At 58.9% G+C, this 20521-nt stretch carries 20 protein-coding genes; 12 read left to right on the forward strand and 8 right to left on the reverse strand.

Annotated elements, in window-relative coordinates; genetic code table 11:
* Window positions 1–102 precede the first annotated feature (102 nt).
* The gene (locus H3Z84_RS16015) at window positions 103–1491 is read left to right on the forward strand and encodes a sigma-54-dependent transcriptional regulator (protein ID WP_199458182.1); all 1389 of its coding nucleotides are present in this window, start codon (window positions 103–105) and stop codon (window positions 1489–1491) included.
* Complete coding sequence (locus tag H3Z84_RS16020; protein WP_022988382.1) at window positions 1488–2594, forward strand: transporter; 1107 nt, start codon at window positions 1488–1490, stop codon at window positions 2592–2594. Before H3Z84_RS16015 ends, H3Z84_RS16020 begins: the two co-directional genes overlap by 4 nt.
* A gap of 7 nt (window positions 2595–2601) precedes the next feature.
* On the opposite strand, the gene H3Z84_RS16025 is transcribed toward H3Z84_RS16020, so the two are convergent.
* From H3Z84_RS16025 to H3Z84_RS16045, 5 genes are all read right to left on the reverse strand, one after another.
* Entirely contained in the window at window positions 2602–3075 is a 474-nt protein-coding gene (locus tag H3Z84_RS16025) for a hypothetical protein (RefSeq protein ID WP_199458183.1), read from the reverse strand.
* A 4-nt stretch (window positions 3076–3079) separates the two neighbouring features.
* The gene (locus H3Z84_RS16030; protein ID WP_199458184.1) at window positions 3080–3772 is read right to left on the reverse strand and encodes a C39 family peptidase; all 693 of its coding nucleotides are present in this window, start codon (window positions 3770–3772) and stop codon (window positions 3080–3082) included.
* A gap of 14 nt (window positions 3773–3786) precedes the next feature.
* A complete protein-coding gene (locus tag H3Z84_RS16035) occupies window positions 3787–4125 on the reverse strand; it encodes a hypothetical protein (protein WP_199458185.1) in 339 nt (112 codons plus the stop codon).
* Window positions 4126–4177: 52 nt separating this feature from the next.
* The gene (locus H3Z84_RS16040; protein WP_199458186.1) at window positions 4178–5224 is read right to left on the reverse strand and encodes a hypothetical protein; all 1047 of its coding nucleotides are present in this window, start codon (window positions 5222–5224) and stop codon (window positions 4178–4180) included.
* A 384-nt stretch (window positions 5225–5608) separates the two neighbouring features.
* Window positions 5609–7201 carry an isocitrate lyase gene (locus H3Z84_RS16045; RefSeq protein WP_022988387.1) on the reverse strand — a complete coding sequence of 531 codons (1593 nt, stop codon included), beginning with the start codon at window positions 7199–7201 and terminating at the stop codon, window positions 5609–5611.
* Window positions 7202–7544: 343 nt separating this feature from the next.
* Between H3Z84_RS16045 and H3Z84_RS16050 the strand changes: the two genes are divergently transcribed.
* The 3 genes from H3Z84_RS16050 to H3Z84_RS16060 are packed head-to-tail and all read left to right on the forward strand — an operon-like array spanning window position 7545 to window position 9767.
* Window positions 7545–9017 (forward strand): DUF1538 domain-containing protein, encoded by a 1473-nt coding sequence (locus H3Z84_RS16050; protein WP_206768901.1) that lies wholly within the window; start codon window positions 7545–7547, stop codon window positions 9015–9017.
* Window positions 9014–9364, forward strand: a complete 351-nt coding sequence (locus H3Z84_RS16055) for a P-II family nitrogen regulator (RefSeq protein WP_022988389.1) — start codon at window positions 9014–9016, stop codon at window positions 9362–9364. The genes H3Z84_RS16050 and H3Z84_RS16055 overlap by 4 nt, the downstream gene beginning before the upstream one ends.
* A 13-nt stretch (window positions 9365–9377) precedes the next feature.
* On the forward strand, window positions 9378–9767 hold the full coding sequence (locus H3Z84_RS16060) for a CBS domain-containing protein (protein ID WP_199458188.1): 390 nt from the start codon (window positions 9378–9380) through the stop codon (window positions 9765–9767).
* A 12-nt stretch (window positions 9768–9779) separates the two neighbouring features.
* Here H3Z84_RS16060 and H3Z84_RS16065 read toward each other — a convergent pair whose 3' ends face one another.
* Together H3Z84_RS16065 and dauA are read right to left on the reverse strand one after the other, a co-directional pair.
* The gene (locus H3Z84_RS16065) at window positions 9780–11726 is read right to left on the reverse strand and encodes a CASTOR/POLLUX-related putative ion channel (RefSeq protein ID WP_199458189.1); all 1947 of its coding nucleotides are present in this window, start codon (window positions 11724–11726) and stop codon (window positions 9780–9782) included.
* Window positions 11727–11770: 44 nt separating this feature from the next.
* Window positions 11771–13501 carry a C4-dicarboxylic acid transporter DauA gene (dauA, locus tag H3Z84_RS16070; RefSeq protein ID WP_199458190.1) on the reverse strand — a complete coding sequence of 577 codons (1731 nt, stop codon included), beginning with the start codon at window positions 13499–13501 and terminating at the stop codon, window positions 11771–11773.
* Between the two features lie 100 nt (window positions 13502–13601).
* Here dauA and H3Z84_RS16075 point away from each other — a divergent pair, with 100 nt between their 5' ends.
* Genes H3Z84_RS16075 through H3Z84_RS16085 form a run of 3 tightly spaced genes read left to right on the forward strand, consistent with a single transcriptional unit; the run spans window position 13602 to window position 15534 of the window.
* Window positions 13602–13790, forward strand: a complete 189-nt coding sequence (locus H3Z84_RS16075) for a hypothetical protein (protein WP_022988393.1) — start codon at window positions 13602–13604, stop codon at window positions 13788–13790.
* Window positions 13791–13812: 22 nt separating this feature from the next.
* On the forward strand, window positions 13813–14808 hold the full coding sequence (locus tag H3Z84_RS16080) for a ChaN family lipoprotein (RefSeq protein ID WP_206768902.1): 996 nt from the start codon (window positions 13813–13815) through the stop codon (window positions 14806–14808).
* Window positions 14809–14823: 15 nt separating this feature from the next.
* Window positions 14824–15534 carry an SIMPL domain-containing protein gene (locus H3Z84_RS16085; RefSeq protein ID WP_058341897.1) on the forward strand — a complete coding sequence of 237 codons (711 nt, stop codon included), beginning with the start codon at window positions 14824–14826 and terminating at the stop codon, window positions 15532–15534.
* A 5-nt stretch (window positions 15535–15539) separates the two neighbouring features.
* Here the strand turns inward: H3Z84_RS16085 and H3Z84_RS16090 are convergent, their stop codons facing one another.
* Window positions 15540–16607 (reverse strand): beta-N-acetylglucosaminidase domain-containing protein, encoded by a 1068-nt coding sequence (locus H3Z84_RS16090; protein ID WP_199458191.1) that lies wholly within the window; start codon window positions 16605–16607, stop codon window positions 15540–15542.
* 214 nt (window positions 16608–16821) lie between these two features.
* On the opposite strand from H3Z84_RS16090, the gene H3Z84_RS16095 reads away from it, so the two are divergent.
* The 4 genes from H3Z84_RS16095 to H3Z84_RS16110 all read left to right on the forward strand — a co-directional run bounded on the left by H3Z84_RS16095 (window position 16822) and on the right by H3Z84_RS16110 (window position 20467).
* The gene (locus tag H3Z84_RS16095; protein WP_058341900.1) at window positions 16822–17280 is read left to right on the forward strand and encodes a hypothetical protein; all 459 of its coding nucleotides are present in this window, start codon (window positions 16822–16824) and stop codon (window positions 17278–17280) included.
* Between the two features lie 167 nt (window positions 17281–17447).
* Entirely contained in the window at window positions 17448–18524 is a 1077-nt protein-coding gene (locus tag H3Z84_RS16100; RefSeq protein ID WP_022988398.1) for a TRAP transporter substrate-binding protein, read from the forward strand.
* Window positions 18525–18629: 105 nt separating this feature from the next.
* On the forward strand, window positions 18630–19175 hold the full coding sequence (locus H3Z84_RS16105) for a TRAP transporter small permease subunit (protein ID WP_022988399.1): 546 nt from the start codon (window positions 18630–18632) through the stop codon (window positions 19173–19175).
* Window positions 19172–20467, forward strand: a complete 1296-nt coding sequence (locus H3Z84_RS16110; protein ID WP_199458192.1) for a TRAP transporter large permease — start codon at window positions 19172–19174, stop codon at window positions 20465–20467. The genes H3Z84_RS16105 and H3Z84_RS16110 overlap by 4 nt, the downstream gene beginning before the upstream one ends.
* The last annotated feature ends 54 nt before the right edge of the window (window positions 20468–20521 follow it).

Consider the following 20521-nt stretch of genomic DNA (forward strand, 5'->3'; position numbering starts at 1 on the left):
ACAGGGCCGTGGACGACTATAGCAGTTCCCGCAGCAGTACCCGAAAGATCCCCTGATCATAAAAGCCGTCGATTGTTCAGCCACTTTGCCGGAGCAAAGACCATGGAGCAGAAGCGACCGCTTGTCTGGCTGTCAGCGGATTCCCGTCAGGATACAACCGGCCTGCCTGTCGAAAAACACTGGCAGGCCACCTTTGTGAACGCCGCCAGCCCGCCGGTTGCCCTGCACCCCGGGTGGGTTGGCAAGCCTGTCGGCGTATGTAACCTGGCCGGGCTGTCACCGGAACAGGCAGAGGGTGTGCGGCACTGGCTGGAGCTGTTGCCGGTACGCTGCTGGCTGGCGCTGGTTCAGCCCTCCCAGAAGGAGCAACCCGAGATACAGCGGCTGATCAGGGATTATTGCCAGGACTACCACACCCTGCCCGCCGACTGGCCGCGCCTGAACAACAGCCTGGGCCATATGTGGGGTATGAGCAGGCTGAACCAGGCCGACAACAGCGCCGGACACCTCGGCTACCAGGACGTTGTGCTGGAAGGCCCGTCTGAAACCATCCGGCGCACACGAAGCCTGCTGCGCCGGTTTGCCGCCACCGGTGAGCCGGTGCTGATCTACGGCGAAAGCGGAACCGGCAAAGAAGCCGCAGCGGAATTTGTTCACCGGCATTCAGACCGCCAGCACCAGCCGCTGGTCAAGGTTAACTGCGCGGCACTCCCGCCGTCGCTGACCCAGAGTGAACTGTTCGGCCATGAGCGTGGCGCTTTCACCCACGCCCTAAAGGCCCGCAAAGGCCGGATTGAAGCCGCCGATGGTGGCACCCTGGTACTGGCCGGTGCCGACGAACTGACCCCGGAACAGCAGTCCGCCATTCTCCGTTTTCTCCAGGAAGGCCAGATTGAACCCGTAGGTTCTAACCGGGTGATCACCGTTGACACACGGGTTATTGCCATCTGCAATACGCCGCTTGACCAGCTGGTCCGGCAACACCAGTTCCGGGAAGACGTGTTCTACCGGCTGGGCAACCTGACCGTCACCCTGCCACCTTTACGGCAACGGCTGGAAGACCTGCCCTACCTGGTGGACCGAATACTGGAAACCGGGGGCGGGAAAAACTACCGGATCGGCAATGCCACGCTGATTGCCATGGCTCGGCACAGCTGGCCTGGAAACCTGCGAGAACTTCAGAACCGCCTTAGCCAGGCGATGTTACTGGCAAAGAGCCTGCGTTTGGAGCCCGAAGACCTGGGCCTGCTGGGCGCACCGTTGACCAGCCATCCCGACCGGCTCTCGCTGGAGGCCTACCGCGCCAAGGCCGACCAGGAAGCCATCAGCACCAGTCTTTCCCTGACGCACCAGAACATCTCGGCGGCCGCCCGGCTGCTGAAGATTTCACGGGTGTCCCTGTACCGGTTGCTGGAGAAACACCAACTTCAGCATCTGTCCAACCACAGCTCCCACCAAAACCCTGACCGGGGTAACGGAGAAGGATCATGAACACAAAACTGTCCGCTCTGGCACTCGCCGCCGCACTGATACCCCTTGCTCACGCAGAACCACCAACGCCGGAATTTACCTCCGGTGGAATCAGCAGCCGAACCAGCCCGCAGCAACCGGTTGGAACAACCGTTAAAGCCGAGGCGGATGCCCGGGCCCAGGATGCAGCCACGGATATTGCCTCAATCACCGCAGACCGGGGCATTGTCACCCGGCCGGGGCGGTTTACCATCGAGCCGTCATTTTCCCACGCCCACAGCAACGCGACCCGGGTCGCCATTGAGGGCTATACCGTGATTCCTGCCTTGTTGATCGGGCTGATCAACATCTCGGAAGTGCAGCGGGATATCTTCGTGGGTGCAGTCTCCCTGAAGTACGGTTTTACCAGCCGGTTCGAGGCAGGTTTTCGGGTGCCATACCTGAGCATCAACGAAGACTTGCGGGAGCGGGAGGTTTTCGACGGAACACCGGTCGATTTTGTCCGCGAATCCTCCGGTGACGGACTTGGAGATGTCGAGCTTTCCCTGCGTTACCAGCTGAACGATGGCCTGGATGGCTGGCCCTACCTGATCGGCACCTTCCGGGCCAAGGCCCCAACCGGAGACGGCCCTTATGATGTCGAGCAGAAAGTCCTCACCGACAACAAAGGCAACCCGATTGGTTTCGAACTGGCTGAGCGCCCAACCGGCTCCGGCTTCTGGTCCGTAGAACCCGGAATATCCTTCATCTACCCGTCAGACCCTGCCGTGCTGTTCGGCAATCTGAGCTACGTGTGGACCATCGAGGAAGACCAGGGCTTCGAGAACGGCGGCACGGTCGACCCCGGCGATGTGGTGCGCTTCGGTTTCGGCATGGGCTTCGCGTTCAACGAACGCACCTCGTTCAGCCTGGGCTATGACCACTCGGTGATCCGCAAGACCACCCTGGAGTTCGGCAACGACCTGTTTGCCGCCAACTTTGACCGCATCCAGGTGGGCTCACTGGCCTTCGGACTGTCCCACCGGGTATCAGACTCCACAACCCTGAGCCTGACCGTCGCGGTGGGGGTAACAGACAGCGCGCCGAACAGTGAAATCACCCTGAAACTGCCGATCAACCTGTAAGGCAGCCTCAGGGCAACAGGGGCAAGCCGGAATCCCTCGGGAACCGGTAAGCCCCGCCCAGATTGTTCAGCTCGATATTGAGGGTGCGGATGTGCTGGATGGTGGTGCTGTCCAGACTGTTCTGCAGCACCGTCATCCAGCCGCCATTACCCACCGGGGCAGAAGTCAGCGACATCCCGGCAGCACCGGCGGCCTGAACGTTCATGACCGTTTCCATCTGCTGCATCTGCTGGGTTAACCGGTCGCTGCTCATGGCCTGGTTCAGGTCAGGGATATTCAGCCGGTTCACCACCAGGGTTTCACCGTTCACAGCCACCAACTGTTCCAGGCCGATGGCAACCTCCAGGCCATCCAGCACGAAACCGCCACGCAGCATCGCCAGTTCGGCATCCGGCAGGGCTTGTACGGGCAGCTTCAGCTCCGCCCCTGCTGTGCCGGCAAGTATCAAGAAGGCAACCAGAAAGCACGCTTTGCGTTTCATAGCCTCACCAATCCTGTGTGCTGGGCCAGTACGGCAGGGTATGGCCCAAAGCCGGGCTTCCCAGCCCCTTGAACAACGGCGCCCGGGCCAGCCCCGGCCAGTCATTTTTTGCCAGGAAGCCCGCACGTCCCTGATCCAGGTGGCTGCGGATTACAAACGCCGAGCCATCCCAGTGTTGTTCGAACTCCGCCACGCTGTAAGCTTTCAGGCCCCGGGCCGGATCGCCCACCAACACCTCTGTATCACTGATGCCCTTGATCACCACGAAATGCCGGTAGCCACCCAGGGTTACCAACGCAATCACCGGAACCCGCACCTGGTCGCGGATACCCGCCAGCGGCATTCTGAACCCATCCGCCTGATAACCCTCAGCCTCCAGGTAACGCTTCATATCCAGCATCGAGAAGCCTTGCTGGCGCACCTTGTCCTGATCCGCCAGGGCCAGCATATCGGCAAACACTTCCTGCTCGGTAACCGGGCGGTCGTAGTGGAACGACAGTAAAGACGCCAGCGCCGCCGAGCCACAACTGAAATCGTATTGCTGCCGCATCACGTCAGTGAAACGCCGGTCCTGAAAACTGCTGACCGATACGGGAATATCACCACCGGTTCCGGGTACCAGAATCGTACCGGCAAAAACGGTGGACCAGAGCGCACAGCCCAAGGCACCAGCCAGCACCTTTGCCTGAATCGCCATAGCCCACCTCCGGATTACTGGTTAAGAAGAATGTTGATCTGGGTGCTGTCCTGGATCACCACCTGGTTACCGGTGTTCTGGATAACCGTGGCCACACCGCTCATGTTCTGGAACGCCTGGTCAGAAATCCGGTTATCACCGGTCAGAATATTTCCCGACAATACGTTGTCGCTGACCATGGCATTCTGCTCAGTCTCGTTCAGCTGCCACTGGATGGGGATGCCCTGCCGGCCGCTGGCCGCTTCGAGCTGTCCCGAATCCATGGGTTCAAAGCCTGCCCAGTCCTGGGCAACGGCCAGTGACGGCAATCCTGCCAGCACAAGCACCAGTACCCTTTTGATCATTCTGGCCATGACACATCTCCTGTCATGTATGGGCTGCCCGCAAGGGGCAGCCCACATGGCCTTAGTTGCCACCTGCGCTCAGGTTAGACATCACGCTCACGTTGGCCTGGGTCACACTGCCAACGCCGGCGTTCTGGGCAATGGCGCCCACACCGGTGAAGTTGGCAGATCCACCGGAGATCTCGTTGGAGGTCCGGGTGTCAACGTAGGAGCCACCACCATTGGCATCGCCATAGGTGACGTTGCTGCCGGTGACCGAACCACTCAGCTCGGCGTCGTTCATGAACACTTCCATCGACAGGTTCAGCGTAGTAGTGCTGTTGTCAGAGTTGTCACTGCTGTCGCTGTTGTTGGAGTCAGTGTTGGTGGTGGAGTTGTCCGAACTGTCACTGGCTATCTTGAACGAATCGTTCACGCTGGTGCTGTTGTCGGAACTATCGGAGTTGTCTGAGTTATCAGAGTTATCCGAATTGTCTGAGTTATCGGAATTATCCGAATTGTCCGAGTTGCCGCTGTCAGCAACCTTGAACGAGTCGTTCACGCTGGTGCTGTTGTCGGAGTTATCGGAGTTATCGGAGTTATCCGAGTTGTCTGAGTTATCAGAGTTGTCAGAATTATCGGAGTTGTCTGACATGTTGTTGCCGGTGTCCGCGATCTTGAACGAATCTGAGACACTGGAACTGTTGTCGGAGTTATCCGAGTTATCCGAATTATCGGAGTTATCGCTGTTATCGGAATTATCCGACATGTTGTTGCCGGTGTCGGCAATCTTGAACGAGTCAGCAACACTGGAGCTGTTGTCGCTATTGTCGCTGTTATCGGAATTGTCGCTGTTATCGGAGTTATCCGAGTTGTCCGACATGTTGTTACCCGCGTCGGAAATCTTGAAGGCATCATTCAGACTGCTGCTGTTGTCTGAATTATCGGTGTTGTCAGTGGTTGTGGTTGTATTGGTGGTTGAGTTGTCGTTACCGGAATTGGTGTTTCCGGATCCCTCATCAGCATTCACGTTCGGGCTACCATCACCACCGAGGTCGGCGTATGCGCCTGCGGAAAGACCCAGGCCCAGAGCGATAGCAGCTGCCAGCAGAGTTTTTTTAGTTTTCATGATGTCATGTCCTTTTGATGGGATTGGCTTAACGGGATCCGCCCCAGTCCCTCAGGTAGTCGGGTAAGCCAAGGTCCAGATCCGTACAACGGTAAGAGCGATTACCGTGCCAACTCCAGGTCAAGCCCCATAACATACTGAATAAAAAGCCACTTTCGGCACTCAGTACAATCCCCGGATTTCCAGCCGACCTCCAACCTGTTGCAGTGCTGAAACAGCCTGTCGCCTCTGTACCACTGCAGAAAGTCTCTTGGCACCAGAAATCAGTCACATAGACCGAAACGCCGGTGTCAAAAAACAAAAACCCCGCAGGGCGCAAGCCATGCGGGGTTTTCTGTGGTCGGTGAGGGCTGCGCCCTCACCGGAACATCATGGACCGGTCGATTAACCGAACTGGTTCATGGTGTTGTCTTTACCACCGGCCTTCAGAGCCGCTTCACCAGCGAAGAACTCTTTGTGGTCATCACCGATGTTGGAACCGGCCATGTCCTGGTGCTTCACAGTAGCGATGCCCTGACGGATTTCCTGACGCTGTACACCAGCAACGTAGGCCAGCATGCCTTCGTCACCGAAGTAGCCCTTGGCCAGGTTGTCGGTAGACAGAGCCGCAGTGTGGTACGTCGGCAGAGTGATCAGGTGGTGGAATACACCTGCTTCACGGGACGCATCACGCTGGAAGTTACGGCACCACTCGTCAGCCAGCTGACCCAGCTCGGTGTTGTCGTACTCGGCGCTCATCAGCTTGGCACGGTCGTAGGCAGATACGTCTTTGCCTTCTTCCTTCCATGCGTCGAATACCTGCTGACGGAAGTTCAGAGTCCAGTTGAAGGACGGGCTGTTGTTGTAAACCAGCTTGGCGTCGGGTACCACTTCCTTGATGCGGTTAACCATGGCAGCGATCTGGCCAACGTGCGGCTTCTCGGTTTCGATCCACAGCATGTCTGCGCCGTTCTGCAGGCTGGTGATACAGTCCAGAACAACACGGTCTTCGCCAGAGCCAGCTTTGAACTGGAACAGGCCAGAGGCCAGGCGCTTCGGCTTCAGCAGCTTGCCGTTGGACTTGATCACAACGTCGCCGTTCTCGATCTGGGAAGCGTCGTCGATGTACTCACCGTCCAGGAAGCTGTTGTACTGGTCGCCCAGGTCACCCGGCTCGTTGGTTACAGCGATCTGCTTGGTCAGGCCAGCACCCAGGGAGTCAGTACGGGCAACGATAACACCGTCGTCTACACCCAGCTCCAGGAACGCCAGGCGAACCGCGTTGATCTTGGACAGGAAGTCGGCGTGCGGAACAGTTACTTTACCGTCCTGGTGGCCACACTGCTTCTCGTCAGATACCTGGTTCTCGATCTGGATACAGCAAGCACCGGCTTCGATCATCTGCTTGGCCAGCAGGTAGGTCGCTTCGGCGTTACCGAAACCAGCGTCGATGTCGGCAATGATCGGCACAACGTGGGTTTCGTGGTTGTCGATCTGCTTGATCAGCTCAGCAGCCTTGGCGCTGTCGCCAGCTTCTTCAGCTTCGTCCAGGGCGCGGAACAGGTGGTTCAGTTCCCATGCGTCAGCCTGGCGCAGGAAGGTGTACAGCTCTTCGATCAGGCCGGAAACAGCAGTCTTCTCGTGCATGGACTGGTCAGGCAGCGGACCGAACTCGGAGCGCAGGGCAGCAACCATCCAGCCAGACAGGTACAGGTAACGACGCTTGGTGGTGCCGAAGTGCTTCTTGATGGAGATCATCTTCTGCTGGCCGATGAAACCGTGCCAGCAACCCAGGGACTGGGTGTACTGGGAAGAGTCAGCATCGTACGCAGCCATGTCTTCACGCATGATCTTGGCGGTGTACTTGGCGATGTCCAGACCAGTCTTGAATTTGTTCTGGGCGCGCATGCGGGCAGCGTGCTTCGGGTTGATGGCGTTCCAGGTCGGGTTCTGCTTCAGGATGGAAGCGATTTGGTCGACGTCTTGTGCGTAGGGCATGATCTCTATCCTTTCTACGTTTATGTTCAAAAGGTTCGGAACGCTGCGGCCAGCAGCTTCCGAGGCCAACCACCTGTCTGACAAACCCGGCAGGTGATGACGTTGGGCGTAACTTTAGTGCTTTCGAATTTATAATTGAAATTTATATGGTGTATTTTCGGCATTTTTTCTGTGAATACCCATCAGCAGGTCTAAATGCCTGAAAAATACCCCCTGCACGCGGGCTGAACTCTTTGATTGCCCCCAGCATATCCCATGTTAGGATTAACCGGGCTGACCTGGATCAGCCACAGCGTCCACCTGGCACCTACAAGGGCTCTCCGTGTTTTATATCCGGTCCTTTTTGCATTCGTTGTTACACGCTCTGAAAAATCTGTTACCCATCGTCGTGGTGGTCGGTTTCTTCCAGCTGGTTATTCTGCAGCAGGTGCCGGATGACCTCGGCAGCATGGCCATCGGCCTGTTAATTGTTGCCGTGGGCGTGGCATTGTTCTTACAGGGACTGGAGCTGAGCATTTTCCCGGTGGGCAAAAGCCTGTCGAACCAGTTCGCCCGCAAGGGCTCCCTGGCCATACTGCTATCGTTCGGCTTTGCCATGGGATTTTCAGCGGTTATTGCCGAGCCCGCGCTGATTGCAGTGGCAGAGCAGGCCCAGACCATCAGTGAGGGGCGAATTGACGGCCTCACCCTGAGGATACTGGTGGCTGTCTCTGTGGGGTTCGTCGTTGCCCTGGGGGTTTTCCGCACCATTTTCGGCTACCCGCTGCACTGGTTCATGATCACCGGCTACGTCATCGTGGTGATTGTTACCTGGTTTGCGCCGGAGGAAATTGTCGGGCTGGCCTATGACTCCGGCGGGGTGACAACCAATGTGGTGACGGTGCCCCTGATCGCCGCTCTCGGCATCGGCCTGGCGGCCTCGATCCGGGGCCGGAACCCGTTGATTGATGGCTTTGGCCTGGTGGCACTGTCCGTCATGGTGCCCATGATCACCGTGCAGGTGTACGGCATGGTGGTTTACTCCGGCGGCACCGGGGCCGCAGCCATGGAGGCCATCACAGCGCAGGTTACGGAAGCCCCGGCGAAGTCCGGCATAATTGCGGCCCTGCTCGACCTGGCCGGCATGTTGAGGGATGTGCTGCCGATCATCATCACCGTTCTGTTCTTCCAGTACCTGGTGTTACGCCGGAAGCTGAGCAATCCGAAGAAGATTGCCTTCGGCTTTGCGCTGGTGATCCTCGGCCTGTATGCCTTTGTTGTCGGCCTGAAACTGGGCTTGTTCCCCATCGGCACCAGCATGGCCGAGCAACTGATGGCCATGGACAGCTATGCGCCCGTGTACCTTTTCGCCCTGATGATCGGGTTTGCCACAACCATGGCAGAACCGGCACTGATCGCCATCGGCAAGCAGGCGGAAGAAGCCGCCGCGGGTGCCCTCAACGGCAATGCCATTCGCCTGTTGGTAGCTGTGGGGGTGGCCGTTGGCATCACCATTGGTGTGCACCGGATCATTACCGGAGATTCCATTCACTATTACATTATGGGCGGCTATATTCTGGTGATTCTGCTCACCCTGCTCGCCCCCCGATACATCGTGGCACTGGCCTATGACCTTGGCGGCGTGACCACCTCGGAAGTCACGGTACCGCTGGTAACGGCCCTGGGGATTGGACTGGCCAGCAGCATAGAAGGCCGTAATGTCCTGATCGACGGTTTTGGCCTGATTGCCTTTGCCTCGATCTTCCCGATCGTTACTGTGATGACCTATGCCATCGTGTCCCAATACCGATCTGAACGCAGGAAGGAAACCCAATGAAGTTCTCTGCACTGGTAGCAATTGTCCCTGAAGACCTGGAACAGGACTGCATCGATGCAGCCCGCGAACTCGGCGCCGGCGGCATTACCGTCATGACCGGCCGCGGCATCAGCAACACCGCCAAGAAGACGTTCTTCGGCCTGACCTACGACGGCAGCCAGAGCGTGCTCCTGATGGTGCTGGAAAAAGGCCTGTCGCTGGAGATTCTCAAAGCCCTGCAGAAGGTGATCATGCCGGACCCGGCAGACTCCCAGGGCCTGATCTTTACCGTTCCGCTGGAGCACCTGGGTGGCATCGACATGGCCCAGGTGGAAAAATTCGAACAACACCTGAAAGACTCAATCTGATCGGAGAGCGCTCATGAAACTGGTCAAAGATGTGATGGTCAAAGACATCATCAAGATCTCGCCCTTCGCAACCCTGCGGGAGGCACTGACGCTGATGAAGCACCACAACGTGAAATCCCTCGTGGTCGAGCGCCAGAGCGAACACGATGCCTGGGGGCTGATCACCTATACCAACGTACTCAAATCGGTGATTGCAGAGGATGGCGATATCGATCTGCTGAATGTCTACGATGTCTGCGCCAGACCGGTGATCAGCGTGGGCGAAAACCTCGCCCTCAAGCACGCCGCCACCCTGATGTCCGATTACCGGGTCAAGCGACTGCTGGTACTGAAAGACAACGAAATGTGCGGCTTTGTAGTGATGGACGACATCATGGCTGCCCTTCTCGATACCATCGACTGAACCGGGCCAACCTCAGGTCTTGCACATCACCAGCAACTGGTCGCCCTCCTGCAGGTCCAGGTACTGTTTACGGGGCGGATTCATGACCAGGTGGCGCCCCCGCTCATCGGCCCGGGCCCTGAATACACCCAGCGCAATCTCGCCCCGGGCCGCGACTGTTTTCTCCAGTAACTGGAAGGTCGCGCTGGCCGGCAGCGGGTAGTCGTGGGGATCACGGAACTGGATCTCGGCGCCGCCGGCCGTGAACAGCTCGTCGAGCACCACCCGCAATTCCCTTCGTAAAGCCACCTGGGCCAGGACGTGGCTCAGAATCATCGGGCTGATCAGCATTTCACTTTGATGGCCATACAACAGGTGGCGGTTGTCCGGATCACTCAGCTCCATAATAACCTGGGGCCGGCGGGTGGATTCCGACAGAATATCTTCCAGTTGCAGGTAACCCACCATGGCACGGGCATCGGCCTCTTCCCCGGAGCCTATCCGGTCGCTGCTCAGCAACATCACGGTGTCGTAACTGGCCGGCGCCAGCTTGCGCAGGTCTTCTTCCACCATGTAATCGGCTTCCAGTAGGCGGCCATTGATCCGTTCAAGGTCCACGCCATAGCGGGACATCTCACGCTGACGCTCTTCCAGCGGTGTTGCCGATACCATGTCCAGCTGGAACTGTCGCCCGGCGTAGCTGCCAAACTCCGCCGCCAGGCTCGGCACCCGTCGGTTCCAGCCGAGAACCAGCACCCGGTGAGGCCCCTGCTGGCGGCTTGGCTGCACAGAGCCGCTGATGCGTTCCACTGCCGCCAGGGAGTCCACCTTGGCATCCGGCCCCGTGTGTTCATAGTCGCTGGCCATCAGCACTACCCGGTCTTCATTCCGGATCACCGTATCTGACGGCGCCAGCAGATTAACCTGCCAGCCTTTGGCTGCCGGCTGCAGCAAGCCCAGCACGACGGCATGGGGCCGCTGCGTTGCCAGCTCGCTCAGGGTCAGGCCCTCGGCGGTTTCGCCTCCCCGCACAAAGATCTCGTTGCCTTCACCGGCGGTCAGCAATTCGTTGTAGACCTCGGACAGGTTCGGGTGCAGTACGTTCTGTACCATCAGGCGGCTGATGGTGGCATCGCCGGCCACCACCTCGACCGAGCCGGGATAGGCCCGCTCGACCACCGGGAGCTTTCGCATGTCCTGGATTTCTGCCACCACAAACGGCAACGGAGAACTGAAATGGCGGGCCTGGGCGGCGATAGACAACAGGGCTTTGACGGTTTCGATATCGGAGGTCACCAGGCTGCCGGCATCATGGCCCTGGCTGGGCACAATCACTGCCGCAGCGTCCAGGCAGGCGACCCGGTGCAGGGCTTCGGGCTGAATAGCCGAGCCGCTTCGCAGGATCACTTCCCTGGCCCGGCGGCCCACGCCCGGCTCGTTGATCAGTTCATGCAGCTGTTCGGCACTGGCTTCTTCCGCCAGCACCACCAGCCGAAGTTTCTGGGTATCGTGCTTTTCCAGAAAACGTTGCATACGGCCGGATGAACCAAACAACTCAGCCACCAGCGGCGGGGTCTGGGCTGTCCAGCCCAGCACCACCACATGGTTTTTCAGGGTAACCGGGGTCAGGCCCCGCTCCAGGTCTTCCATCTTGGCAATCAGCCAGCGGGTGAGGATGGCCACCAGGGTGCCCATAAACACCACATAGCCGGAGATGGTCAGCAGGGTAGACACAATGCGCTGCCAGGTGCCGACATCGTCCCCCAGGTAGCCGGGGTCGGTCAGGCGAAGGAAGGCCCACCAGACTGCGGAGCCGGTATCCTTGAACTCACCGGCCGGCGGCAACACCACCAGCAGGCCGCCAATCAGCGAAATCAGGCCGATAAAACCGCCCACCACCAGTAACTGGAAGCCGGCACCTTTGACCAGCTGGCGCTCAACAACAAACTTGATTCGATCAACAATCCGGAACGGAAGCATGGCTGCCCCTTGCATCAACTATGCGGGGCAGTTTATCGCAGTTTTCAGGCTTCGCCAGAAACAACGCCATTCAGGGCCACTTCCAGTGTGGGATAAAAGCGGCTGATACCGGGCTCCGGCTTTACGCCAGCCCTCGCCAGCGTGCGCAAAGGCTGGAACTGCAAGTCCGCAATCACTATTTCCGTGCCGGTATTCCGGCAGCTGGAAATCAGCTTGTTCAGGGCCGACAAACCGCCCGCATCCAGTATGGTGACACCGTCCATATACAGCACCAGGCCCCTGGCCTGCCGGGACAGGCCTGCCAGCTCGCCAAACACCCGGTCTGCCGCCGCAAAGAACAGCGGGCCGTTGATCTTGAACACCTGCCAGCCCTCGGGCAGCTCCGCCTGTACGATGCGCTTGTTACCGGTAATATCGGTCACCTTGGTCATCTGCGCCATTTCCCGCATGAACAGCACCGCCGCCAGCAACACCCCGGTGGTGATAGCAATTACCATATCCAGCGCCACGGTCAGGCCGAAGCAGGTCAGGAACACCAGGATATCGCTGCGGGGCGCGGTTTTCAGAAGGTGAACCGCCTTCGGTGCTTCACTCATGTTCCAGGCCACCATCACCAGCAACGCGGCCATGGCGGGCATGGGCAGGTAGGCCAGGATGCCGGCCAGCGACACCAGCGCCAGCAACACCACCACGGCATGGATCATCGCAGACACCGGCGATTCTGCGCCGGCCCGGTAGTTGGCAGCGGAGCGGGCAATGGCGGCAGTGGCGGTAATGCCACCAAAGAACGGCACCAAAATGTTACCGATGCCCTGCCCCATTAATTCGCTGTTGGCGCTGTGGCGCTTGCCCGTCATGCCATCAAGCACCACGGCGCACAGCAGGGATTCGATGGCGCCCAGCATAGCAATGGCAAAGGCCGCCGGGATCAGCTCCCGGAACAGTTCCCAGCTCAGCCCTATCGGCTCACCGGCTGCCCCCGCCTGCTGCCAGGGCCAGGCAAAGTCCGGCAGGAACGGCGGAATACCGGCACCGGTGCTGCCATCCGGCAGCAGATAGCTGAAACGGGAGCCGATGGTTTCAACGGCAGCCCCCTGGCTGTTCATCCATAACGCCAGCAGGCTACCCACCACCACCGCCGGCAGGTGCGGTGGCACAGGGGTTTTCAGACGGGGCCAGAGCAGCATGACCGCCAGCGTAGCCAGCGCCACCAGGGTGCTCATGGCATCCAGCGCCGGTAATTGCTGGCCCAGCACCGCCAGTTTGTCCCAGTAATGTTCCGGCATGGTCTCGACTGGCAAACCGAAAAAGTCCTTCACCTGCAGGGTGGCAATCACCACGGCAATACCCGCGGTAAAGCCCAAAGTGACGGACTCGGGTATATACTCGATAAAGCGCCCGAGACGCATCAGCGCCATAATCACCAGCAACACCCCGGACATCAGGGTGGCCAACAACAAGCCACCCAGGCCGTAGCTCTGGGCAATCGGGTAGAGAATAACCACAAAGGCCGCGGTCGGGCCGGAGATACTGAACCGGCTGCCGCCGAACAGGGCGATCACAAAGCCGGCAATAAAGGCCGTGTACAGCCCGTACTGGGGCGCAACGCCACTGGCAATGGCCAGAGCCATGGCCAGCGGAATGGCGATGATGCCGACCGTGATGCCGGCCATCGCATCTTTCAGGAAACGGCCACCGGTGTAGCGCTCGTCAATACAGGCCTCACGGACAGCGTGGGCGAATCTGAGCGAAAAAAGATGAGCACGGTGAGACATGGCTGGCGGCTCCTGGTTGCTAACGAGACCTTATCATTATATGCTCATTATGATTACATTCAATGTTAACCTGATTAACATAGCATGAGCGTTGATACCTATGCCCAAGGAAAACCGAACCGCACGCCTCACCCTGCTGATTGACCCGGAAAAGAAAAAGGTCTTTGAAGCCCTGTGCAAAGAGGAAGATGTCACGCCGTCCCAGAAGGTCCGGCAGTTTATCCGGGAATATGTAGAAGCCCGGCTGGGCCCGGACTGGCGCGAAGACTCCCGCCAGAAAACCGACTGAGCGGCGAAGCGTATAAGCTCCTATGAAACCTTTATTCGCCAGCCTCCTGTTAACACTCGCCACCGTCACCGGGTGCGCCGCTGTGCCGGCGGACAACATCCCGGCACGGCCCACCAGTCAGTACGATGCGGTGGTTTTGGCAGCGAAGACCGGCACCCCGCTTACCGTCCAGGAACTGGCCCGCCAGCTGGCCGATACCGATATCGTAGTGATCGGCGAGTACCACGGCCACCACGCTTCCCACCTACTCCAGGCCCGGCTGCAACAAGCCCTGTACCGGCAAAACCCCGCCCAGATCCTGAGCATGGAACAGTTCAACCTGGACCACCAGGCTGCCGTGGATGCCTACCTGGCCGGCACAACCGGCGAAACCGAAATGCTGGAAGACGCCAACGCCTGGGACAACTACAAGGCCTCCTACCGGCCGCTGGTGGAATTTGCGCGCCAGCATCAGCTACCGGTGATCGCCGCCAACGCACCGGCGGATACGGTTCGCTGTGTCGGCCGGGAGGGTAAGGCTTACCTGGACAGGTTGCCGGAAGCGCAGCGCTCAGCCCTGCCGCAGCAGGCCTTCCTGGACACCCCGGAATATCGGGACAAGTTCATAGACGCCATCAGCGGCAGCCATGGTACGGAACAGGCTGAACTCTCCGGGCGCATGCTCAACACCTACCAGGCCCAACTGCTCCGGGATAACACCATGGCGCACCGGATGGTGGAAGCGCTCCGCAACCGGCCCGGGCATCAACTGGTGCATACCAGCGGCACCTTCCACAGCGAGCAGCGCCTTGGTACCGTGGCGGTGCTGGAACAACGGGCTCCGGAACTGGATATCACGGTGATCTCACCAGTCGAATGGCCGGCCACTGAAGCAGACATGCCGCTGGCAAAGCACCGCCACAAAGGCGACTATCTGTACTTTATCCAGCCCATGCCCCGGGAATTCCGAGACCCGGAACGGGAGCGAGAGGCCATGCAGGCCCGGTTCGGCCAGCGCACCACGACCAACTGTGATTAATCACAAGGAGTAAGCATGAAAGTTGTCTCTGCCCTGATCATCGGCCTGTGTGCCATTTTTGCCGCGTCTCTGCTCAGCGAAGGACTGATGGGGCTGCGCACGGCCGACCGCTACGTGACGGTCAAGGGCGTGGCGGAACGCGAGGTGCAGGCAGACCTTGCATTGTGGCCAATCCGCTTTGTCGCCACCGGCAGCACGCTGGACGAAGCCCAGAACAAAACCCGCAGCAGTCGCGAAGCCATCATGGCCTTTCTGAAACTGCAGGCGATTGAGGAGTCGTCGGTTGAACTGCAGCGGCTGGATGTTACCGATACCCGCGCCAATCCATACTCCGGCAACAACAACGAGCAGCAGTACATCATCAACCAGACCCTGATGGTGCGCAGCACCGACATAGACCGTATCCGCCAGGCGGCACAGAACGTGAGCGAACTGGTGGATTCCGGTGTGGTGCTGTCGTCGGACTACGGCCCCGGCGGCCCCACCTATTTGTTCAGTGGCCTGAACGATATCAAGCCGCAAATGATCGCCGAAGCCACCGCTGCCGCCCGGGAATCCGCCCAGCAATTTGCCCGGGATGCCGATGCCGAGCTCGGCGGCCTGCGACGGGCCAATCAGGGGATTTTCCAGATCCTCGCCCGGGACCAGGCCCCGGGGGTTTCGGAACAACAGCAGCCGTTAAAAACCGTGCGTGTAGTCTCTACCTTCGACTACTACCTGGAGTAACCGGGTTACTGGGTGGCCACCATTTCGTCGGTAACCTGGTAATCCCCGGCCAGCCAACGCAGAATTTCGTGGGCAGCCGGGTGATCAAAGGCATCGTAGGTGTGCATCAGCGCCTGTTTTTTCTCATCGCTGATACGCCCCAGCCCGGTATCCTGCAGCACCAGCAAGTCTCTGTGCAGCTGTTCCGCCAGCTCCAGCCCCAATACCTCCCTTGCCGCATGCAAAAACGCCTGGCCATACTGGTAATCCGGCCCCTGGCGATAGGATTCCGCCAGGGTAATGGCCGGAATACTGGTGAGCACCGGTTGCAGCGCAGGGTTGATGGCGTGGCCCGAAAGATAGGCGGCGTTGCCCGCAGGGCGGCCGGTAAATCCGCGCAGGTGCAGGTGCCGGGACATGCGGTCGCCGTCGTTGACCGGATAGTTGTCCCAGAGCAGCGGCTTGCGGCCCAGCAACTTGCTGATACGTTTGAGGTGGCCCGGTGAAATCTCCCGGGAGCAGACTTCCTCCCCGGTCCAGAAAATCCGCACATCGCGGTCCAGCTCCGCACCCAGGGTTTCCAGGTAATCCGCCGGCCGCTGGCCAAACACACGGTCCAGCACCGGGTCATCGGAATAGTAGGTGGGGCACACACTGATTCTTGCAGCCGCGGTGTGCTCCTGCACCCACCGGATAATTCCGGCCTGGATTCGGGCCAGTTCCGGGGTATCCGGGTGCATATCGTCGAACAGGATGGCCAGCTCCTGAATACCCAGGCGATCCAGCATTTTCAGCTTTTTCGCCAGGGCATCCCGGGCGATGTCATCGAAGTTGTTGAACACCTCGAACGGGCTCAGCCCTACACCGAAACGCACCCCTTCGCGCCGGCAGAATCCGGCAAAATCCGCCAACGCCTCAGCCTGTTCCGGCGGATGCGGCTCCTGCCAGCGCCGGCGCAAGTATGGATCGGCCTTGGGCGCGTACAGGTAGAAACCATAGCCATGGGTGGTCAGGGCGTTAACCAGCTGGCGCCGCTCGCCCCAGCTCCACACCGGGCCATAAAATCCTTCGATAATACCCAGCTCTACCGTCATCTCACTCGCTCCCTGACCAAGGTTTCCTATCATCATATACCCTACCCGGGCACAGGTCAGGCCCGGCGAACCAGGAAGAAACAGAAGGGATTGCTACGACTCATCAGGCTTATGATCCCGATCAACAGGCAAAGGGCATGGCAGGCAGAGAATATTGTCTAGACTTACAGACAAACCGACATTTCAACAGCCATTCTGACCGGAGATATGCCGTATGGAAATCAAAACCTTCGCAGACCTGATCGACTGGACCCGGCAACTGCACGCCCACCTGGCGCGTTGCCTGCACGAATCGGCCGGCCAGCATAAAGACGAGCGGGCCAGTGCCCTGCTGGATTACATCAGCAGCCACGAGACCCTGCTGGAAAAGGCGGTGGCCGAGTATGAAAACCAGGCCGATCCGAAAGCCATGCAAACCCGGCTTTACGATTACGGGGTGCACAAGCCCATCGAAAAAAACCGGACCTGCAGTACCGATTACTCCGCGCTGGACTTCGCCGGTATTGCCCGTGAGATCTTTGATTTTCATGATCAGGTCATGGCGCTCTACGACAGCCTGATCGGCAAGGCAGAGATTCCCGAAGCCAAGTCTCTGCTGGAAGACCTGAAATCGCTGGAAGAACATGAAGCCATGCGCCTGGCCAGCCAGATCGGCCGGATGAACGATTTGTGAAAACCGTTCGTATAGCTCCGAGGCCTTAGACATATGTCTTAATTCGAGCAGCTGCATAGCACAACCATTGTGTTTGTGAACTAGACTGCAAGAACAAGCCGGTCACCCAAAAAGCGGCTGGCTCTGAGCCAAAGACAATTACAACAACATCAGAGGTTAGAAGAGCAATGAAGATCCGTTCTGTTCTATCTGCGGCTGTACTGGCTGTGGCAACGACATTTGCCGCCACACAGGCGCTGGCACAAGACAAATTCACCCTGAAACTGGCCGAAACCTGGGGCCCCAACTTTCCCATTTTCGGTGACACAACCAAGCGTTTTGCCGAAACCGTCGAGAAAATGTCTGACGGCCGGCTGACCATCCGCATCGACTCCGCCAACAAGCACAAAGCGCCGCTGGGCGTGTTCGATATGGTCAAGGCAGGCCAGTACGACATGGGCCACTCTGCCTCCTACTACTGGAAAGGCAAGGTTCCGGAAACCCTGTTCTTCACCAGCATGCCGTTCGGCATGAACGCCATGGAACAGTACGCCTGGTTCTACCACGGCGGCGGCATGGAGCTGATGCAGGAAGTGTATGAGCCCCACAACATGCTGTCGTTCCCCGGCGGCAACACCGGTGTGCAGATGGGCGGCTGGTTCCGCAAGGAAATCAAGTCGCTGGAAGACCTGCAAGGTCTGAAAATGCGCATCCCGGGCTTTGCTGGCGAAGTCTTCGCCGAGGTGGGTGTTAACCCCACCAACATCGCCCCGGGCGAGCTGTATACAGCCCTTGAGCGCAACACCATTGATGCCGTTGAGTGGGTAGGTCCGGCCCTGGATCTGCGTCTTGGCTTCCAGCAGATCGCCGATTACTACTACACCGGTTGGCACGAGCCGGCCACCGAGCTGCAGTTCCTGGTCAACAAGCGTGTATGGGAACGCCTGCCGGCAGACCTGCAGGAAATCATGCGGGTAGCCATGCGCACCGCCTCCTACGACATGCTGGTACATTCCCAGCATGAAAACGCCAAGGCCTGGGCCAACATCAAGCAAGACTACCCGAACGTACAGATCAAACAGTTCCCGGAAGACATCTTCCAGGCCATGTACGATGCCAACAAAAAACTGCTGACAGAAGCGGCGGAAGACAGTGCAATCGCCAAGAAGATCATTGATTCCCAGCTGAGCTACCAGGAGCAGAGCCGGGCTTACACGGATATTTCCGAAAGGGCCTATCTCAACACCATGGCGGAAGTCGAGTAAACTGGGCGCCATGCAGCAACAGAGCCGGGATCGCTCTTGGAGAGGTCCCGGCTTTTTGCTTTCTAATCAGAACAGAAAATCCGCTCTGCGGAGGACGATGTACAGATGCGCTGGATAATAAAACTGGACGAGGGCCTGGCCTGGGTCTCGAAAGTGTGTGGCTGGGTGGCGTGCATTGCCATGATCCTGATGGCCGCCAACGTGTTCTACGACGTGCTCACAAGGTATGTGTTTAACGACGTCTCCATCGCCATGCAGGAAATGGAATGGCACCTGTATTCGGTGGTGTTCCTGCTGGGCATTCCCTATGCCCTGCGCACAGACAGCCACGTTCGGGTAGACGTGTTCTACACCAACTGGAGCCAGAAGCGCAAAGCCTGGGTTAACCTGGTTGGCGCCCTGATTTTTGTAATCCCCTTCGCCTACCTGATCGGCTTCTACGGTTATAGCTTTGCCCAGGACGCCTACCAGATGGGTGAAGGCAGCGGCGACCCGGGCGGCTTGCCACACCGCTGGATTATCAAGGCCGTGATTCCTTTCTCTGCCGTGTTTATGGCGACCGCCGGCCTGAACATGGCCACCTACGCCCTGAGGGTGATGGCAGGTGATAAAGAATACGAAGGCGAGCACAGTGCGGGAGGTCTGGCATGATCGGCATGATTATGTTCGGCGTGGCACTGGTCATGCTGATGCTGGGTTTCCCGGTGGCTTTCACCTTCGGTGGCGTGGCGCTGTTCTTTGGCATCTTCGCTGAAGGCATGGATCTGTTCGCGTTCATGCCCTACCGCATCATGAGTGTGATGCAGAACACCGTCTTGATGGCCGTGCCGCTGTTTATCTTCATGGGCGTGGTGCTGCAGCGCACCAGGCTGGCCGAGCAGCTGCTCACGTCCATGGGCCGGCTGTTTGGCGGCCTGCCGGGCGGCCTGGCTATCTCCACCATCCTGGTGGGCGCATTGCTGGCTGCGTCCACCGGTGTGGTCGGCGCCAGTGTGGTGGCCATGGGCCTGATCTCCCTGCCGGTGATGCTGGCCCATAACTACGACAAGCGCCTGGCCACCGGTACTATCTGTGCGTCCGGCACCCTGGGCCAGATTGTGCCGCCGTCCATTATCCTGATCATTCTGGGGGATGTGCTGGGCCTGCCGGTGGGCGACCTGTTCAAGGCCGCAGTGATGCCCGGCATCGTTCTGATCGGCCTGTACATTATCTACATCCTGGTGATCACCCGCCTCAAGCCCCAGACAGCGCCGGCCATGCCGCCGGATGACAGCATCAGCCGTGGCAAGGAAATACGCGATGCGTTGCTCGCGATTATCCCGCCGCTGGCACTGATTGTGGTGGTGCTTGGCTCGATCTTTACCGGCATTGCCACCCCCACCGAATCGTCCGCACTGGGTGGTGTGGGTGCGGTGGTCCTGGCCATCATCTATCGCCAGTTCTCGTTCAAGATGGTGTGGGATGCGGCCAAGGATACCGTCAGCGTAACCGCCATGGTGTTCGCCATCCTGATCGGTGCCACCGCCTTCTCCATGGTGTTCAGCTACACCGGCGGCGACTACCTTCTGGAAGAATGGCTGCTGATGCTGCCGGGCGAACAGTGGGGCTTCATCATCCTGGCCATGCTGGTGATCCTGGTTCTGGGCTTCTTTATCGACTTCGTGGAGATTTCGTTCATCATCGTGCCGATCCTGGCGCCGGTGGCGGAAGCGCTGGGCATCAACATGCTGTGGTTTGCCATTCTGGTGGCCATGAACCTGCAAACCAGTTTCCTGACACCACCCTTCGGGTTCTCACTGTTCTACCTGAAAGGGGTGGCACCACCGAATGTCCGAACGATCGATATCTACAAAGGCATTGTGCCATTCATACTGATCCAGATTCTGGTGCTGGCGCTGATCGTCATCTTCCCGGAATGGTTTGGCATGAGCGCTACTTACTAAGACTTGTACCTTCCGGGATCGGGCACCCGCCCGATCCCGCTTTTCTCCCTGCTT

The sequence above is a fragment of the Marinobacter sp. bablab_jr003 genome (assembly GCF_016464245.1).
Classification (GTDB): domain Bacteria; phylum Pseudomonadota; class Gammaproteobacteria; order Pseudomonadales; family Oleiphilaceae; genus Marinobacter; species Marinobacter vinifirmus.

Coding starts and splice junctions, on each gene's coding strand:
- H3Z84_RS16015 (WP_199458182.1), top strand. CDS start 103: ATGGAGCAGAAGCGACCGCTTGTCTGGCTGTCAGCGGATTCCCGTCAG.
- H3Z84_RS16020 (WP_022988382.1), top strand. CDS start 1,488: ATGAACACAAAACTGTCCGCTCTGGCACTCGCCGCCGCACTGATACCC.
- H3Z84_RS16025 (WP_199458183.1), bottom strand. CDS start 3,075: ATGAAACGCAAAGCGTGCTTTCTGGTTGCCTTCTTGATACTTGCCGGC.
- H3Z84_RS16030 (WP_199458184.1), bottom strand. CDS start 3,772: ATGGCGATTCAGGCAAAGGTGCTGGCTGGTGCCTTGGGCTGTGCGCTC.
- H3Z84_RS16035 (WP_199458185.1), bottom strand. CDS start 4,125: ATGGCCAGAATGATCAAAAGGGTACTGGTGCTTGTGCTGGCAGGATTG.
- H3Z84_RS16040 (WP_199458186.1), bottom strand. CDS start 5,224: ATGAAAACTAAAAAAACTCTGCTGGCAGCTGCTATCGCTCTGGGCCTG.
- H3Z84_RS16045 (WP_022988387.1), bottom strand. CDS start 7,201: ATGCCCTACGCACAAGACGTCGACCAAATCGCTTCCATCCTGAAGCAG.
- H3Z84_RS16055 (WP_022988389.1), top strand. CDS start 9,014: ATGAAGTTCTCTGCACTGGTAGCAATTGTCCCTGAAGACCTGGAACAG.
- H3Z84_RS16060 (WP_199458188.1), top strand. CDS start 9,378: ATGAAACTGGTCAAAGATGTGATGGTCAAAGACATCATCAAGATCTCG.
- H3Z84_RS16065 (WP_199458189.1), bottom strand. CDS start 11,726: ATGCTTCCGTTCCGGATTGTTGATCGAATCAAGTTTGTTGTTGAGCGC.
- dauA (WP_199458190.1), bottom strand. CDS start 13,501: ATGTCTCACCGTGCTCATCTTTTTTCGCTCAGATTCGCCCACGCTGTC.
- H3Z84_RS16075 (WP_022988393.1), top strand. CDS start 13,602: ATGCCCAAGGAAAACCGAACCGCACGCCTCACCCTGCTGATTGACCCG.
- H3Z84_RS16080 (WP_206768902.1), top strand. CDS start 13,813: ATGAAACCTTTATTCGCCAGCCTCCTGTTAACACTCGCCACCGTCACC.
- H3Z84_RS16085 (WP_058341897.1), top strand. CDS start 14,824: ATGAAAGTTGTCTCTGCCCTGATCATCGGCCTGTGTGCCATTTTTGCC.
- H3Z84_RS16090 (WP_199458191.1), bottom strand. CDS start 16,607: ATGACGGTAGAGCTGGGTATTATCGAAGGATTTTATGGCCCGGTGTGG.
- H3Z84_RS16095 (WP_058341900.1), top strand. CDS start 16,822: ATGGAAATCAAAACCTTCGCAGACCTGATCGACTGGACCCGGCAACTG.
- H3Z84_RS16100 (WP_022988398.1), top strand. CDS start 17,448: ATGAAGATCCGTTCTGTTCTATCTGCGGCTGTACTGGCTGTGGCAACG.
- H3Z84_RS16105 (WP_022988399.1), top strand. CDS start 18,630: ATGCGCTGGATAATAAAACTGGACGAGGGCCTGGCCTGGGTCTCGAAA.
- H3Z84_RS16110 (WP_199458192.1), top strand. CDS start 19,172: ATGATCGGCATGATTATGTTCGGCGTGGCACTGGTCATGCTGATGCTG.